Here is a 3,202-nt window from a genome sequence, read left to right as displayed (position 1 = left end):
GCCCCGTCGCCCTGGCCCGGGCCCGGCGCTCCCACACCGCCCGGGTCCTCCTCCAGACCACCGACCTGCCGGTCACCGAGATCGCCTTCGCCTCCGGGTTCGCCAGCGTGCGCCAGTTCAACGACACCATCCGGCGCATCTACGCCCGTACCCCCAGCGCCCTGCGCGCCGAGGCGGGTACCGGCCTGGGTGCCGGAGTGCGGGAGGGGCGCCGCGCCGGCATCCCCCTCCGGCTCGCCCACCGGGGCCCGTACGCCGCCCGTGCCGTCTTCGACCTGCTCGGAGCGCAGACGGTGCGCCGCGTCGAGGAGATCAGCGGCGCCCCGGGGGCCCGCACCTACCGGCGCACCCTGCGGCTGCCCTACGGCTCCGGGATCGTGGCCGTCGACGAGGCGTCCGCCGGGCCGTGGCTGGAGGCCCGTATCGAGCTCACGGACCTGCGCGACCTGACGACCGCCGTGCAGCGGCTGCGCCGTCTGCTGGACCTGGACGCCGATCCGTACGCCGTCGACGAGGCGCTGGGCGCCGATCCGCTCCTGGCGCCGCTCGTCGCCGCGCGACCGGGCCTGCGCTCGCCCGGCGCGGCCGACCCCGAGGAGTGCGCCGTACGGGCACTCGTCGGCGCCCGGGCCGCGGACGAGCTGGTCGAGCGGTACGGAAAGGTCCTGGACGTGCCGTGCGGGGAGCTCACGCACGTGTTCCCCGAACCGGGCGTGCTGGCCGAGGGGGCCGATGATCCGGCGCTGCGTGCGCTGGCGGGCGCGCTGGCCGACGGCACGGTGCGGCTCGACGCCGGAGCCGACCGGGACGACGCCGAACGGGCGCTCCAGCGGCTGCCCGGCCTCTCACCGGTGACGGCGGCGCTGATCCGCATGCGCGCCTTGGGGGACCCCGACGTCGATCCGTACGGGACGCCGGGCGCCGGTGCGTGGCGGCCGTGGCGTTCGTACGCCGTACGCCACCTGGCGCTCGCCGGCGCGGGGCACCCGGAGGACTGACGGAGGCGGCGCGCTCAGCCGTGGATCAGGGCGCCCAGCCACGCCCCGACGGCCAGCAGGCAGCAGAGGAGCTCCGTCAGCACCGCGTAGCCGGTGGCCCGCATCACCGACCTGAGCGACGCCCGGCCGGCGCCGTGGCTGCCGAGCCGCATCCGCTCGGCGCCGTAGACAGCGCCCACGTACCCCAGGACACCGCCCACCACGGGAACCACGAAGAACCCGGCGATCGCGGCGAGGCCGCCGAGCAGCAACGTCTTGCGGGGGGCCCCGGTCTCACGGTGGCGGCGGGCGGGCAGCATCGCCTGGACGGCCTGGTTCAGCAGCAACAGCGCCGTCGCCCCGATCAGTACGCCCCACGCGAGCGGTGACGTGTCCGTCAGGGCCCACCACGCCACCGCGGCCCAGACGATCGCCTGCCCGGGCACGCCCGGCACCAGCACCCCGACCAGTCCGAGCAGCATCACCACGGCCACGGCAACGAGCTGCCACCCACTCATTCGACCAGCGTGCCCGAGTCCGCCCGCGAGCGCCCGTCAGCGCGGACGCGCGGAGGGCGGATCCACCGGAGCCCGCACGGCACGCGGTCGGCGGGGCGCGCGGTCAGCGGGGGGCGCGGGCCACCCAGCCGCGCTCGTAGGCGTGCCAGCCGAGCTGGAGACGGGTGGACACCCCGGCGAGCTCCATGAGCCCCTTGACCCGCCGCTGGACGGTCCGCAGCCCCAGGTCCAGCTGCTTGGCCACACTCGCGTCCGTCAGCCCGGCCAGGAGCAGCGACAGGATCCCCAGATCGGTGCGGTCCGGACCCGGCCCGGCCGCCTCGTCGACGCCGCTCCCACCGAGCCGCAGCGGCATGGCGTCCCGCCACACCGCCTCGAAGAGCCCCATCAGCGACTCGAGGAGGCCGCTGCCGTGCACCACCAGCGCGGCGGGTTCCGCGCCGCGCCCGGTCAGCGGGACCATGGCGAGCGCGGCGTCGGCGACGACGAGTTTCGTAGGCACCCGGTCGACGACCCGGCACTGTTCGTCCCGGCTCAGGGCGGCCGACAGCTCGACGATGCCCGACGGGAGCGACAGCACGTCGCGCTCGACCACCACCCGGTAGGCGACCCCGCGCAGGGCGGCCCGTTCCTCCGACTCGTTCTCCATCCCGGTCACCGCGATCGGCTTGCCGGTGACCAGCGCGCAGACCTCCGAGGCGGCGCCCAGCTGCAGTTGGTGGAAGCGGCGGGCGACCGCGCCGGCGCCCGTCACCACCTCCACCAGGTCGTGCACCGCGGGCTCGGCGGCCTCCGCCCGGTACTCCTCGGCCAGCAGCGCCGACGCCAGCTCCGCCTGCTCCAGCTCGTGCCGCTGCTGGGTCAGCAGCGCGCCCAGCGCGACGCCGGGCGGCGCGGCCACCCAGCGGTCCGTACGGGAGGAGGACTGGGCCACGAGCCCCTGCTGTTCCAGCCGGCGCAGGGCCCGCTCCGTATCCGCCTCCGGGAGCGACAGCCGGCGGGCGAGATCGGGGAGTTCGGCCGCTCCCGCCGCGACCAGGGCCCGGTAGGCCGCTTCCTGTCCCCCGTCGAGACCTATCGCCGCCAGCATCCTCGCACCCTCCCCGCGGTGGTGATCGCACATCGCTGCGCCTGTCGGGCCGGCCGTCGCAGTGGCGGGAAACGGCCACGGCGCAAAGCCGCCGGACACATCATGCACCGGAGCCCCTGCCGTTCTGTCAAGGTGGCGTCACCGCGGCGTGAGGGAAGCGTGCCCCCGTGGTCCGCCACCCGCCCGGGCCGGCCCGCCGGGCGTCCTTCCCGTGGGGGGTGGGGCCGCCCGGTGGGCCCCGTTCCCGGTGCGTCATTTCCGGGCTACTTTTCCGGTTGCCCCGTATCCCCGAGGACGTCCCGGTGGAGACTGTGGGCATGAGTCAGCAGGGGGAGAGGCCCGCCGCCCACGAGGACGACTGGTGGCGCAGGCTGTACGACGAGAGCGCGCCCGACACCGGCCCGGGCGGCGAGGCCGACAGCCTCGACGACCGCTTCGACTCGGCGTCGGACGCCGTGGGCCGGGAGCCGGACAGGGCGGACCGGGCTCCGGAGACGGCGGGTCCGGTGCCGGACACGGCGACGGCGGGCGCGGAGCCGGGCACACGGGGCCCGGCCTCGCCCGGGGCGGGTCCGGTGCCGGACGCGACGGGACGGACGGCGGACGGCCCGGCGGCC

3 protein-coding genes and 1 pseudogene are annotated in these 3,202 nt (G+C 76.5%); 2 read left to right on the top strand and 2 right to left on the bottom strand.

Features of this window, described 5'->3' with window-relative positions; all coding sequences use genetic code 11:
• Positions 1 to 998, top strand: a 998-nt coding sequence (locus tag ABZ371_RS30760; protein WP_358685821.1) for an AlkA N-terminal domain-containing protein, incomplete at its 5' end; no start/stop codon positions are given.
• Positions 999 to 1,012: 14 nt separating this feature from the next.
• On the opposite strand, the gene ABZ371_RS30755 is transcribed toward ABZ371_RS30760, so the two are convergent.
• Both ABZ371_RS30755 and ABZ371_RS30750 read right to left on the bottom strand, forming a co-directional pair.
• Positions 1,013 to 1,495 (bottom strand): DUF456 domain-containing protein, encoded by a 483-nt coding sequence (locus tag ABZ371_RS30755; protein WP_358685819.1) that lies wholly within the window; start codon positions 1,493 to 1,495, stop codon positions 1,013 to 1,015.
• 103 nt (positions 1,496 to 1,598) lie between these two features.
• Positions 1,599 to 2,585, bottom strand: a complete 987-nt coding sequence (locus tag ABZ371_RS30750) for a helix-turn-helix domain-containing protein (RefSeq protein WP_358685817.1) — start codon at positions 2,583 to 2,585, stop codon at positions 1,599 to 1,601.
• 317 nt (positions 2,586 to 2,902) lie between these two features.
• Between ABZ371_RS30750 and ABZ371_RS30745 the strand changes: the two are divergent.
• Positions 2,903 to 3,202: pseudogene (locus ABZ371_RS30745) on the top strand (hypothetical protein); the annotation flags it as partial.

Source organism: Streptomyces sp. NPDC005899, assembly GCF_040629645.1.
Lineage (GTDB): Bacteria > Actinomycetota > Actinomycetes > Streptomycetales > Streptomycetaceae > Streptomyces.
This window is presented reverse-complemented; position numbering and strand designations above follow the sequence as displayed.

Bases quoted from the DNA above. Each gene is read 5' to 3' on its own strand.
- ABZ371_RS30755 (WP_358685819.1), bottom strand. From the start codon at position 1,495: ATGAGTGGGTGGCAGCTCGTTGCCGTGGCCGTGGTGATGCTGCTCGGA.
- ABZ371_RS30750 (WP_358685817.1), bottom strand. From the start codon at position 2,585: ATGCTGGCGGCGATAGGTCTCGACGGGGGACAGGAAGCGGCCTACCGG.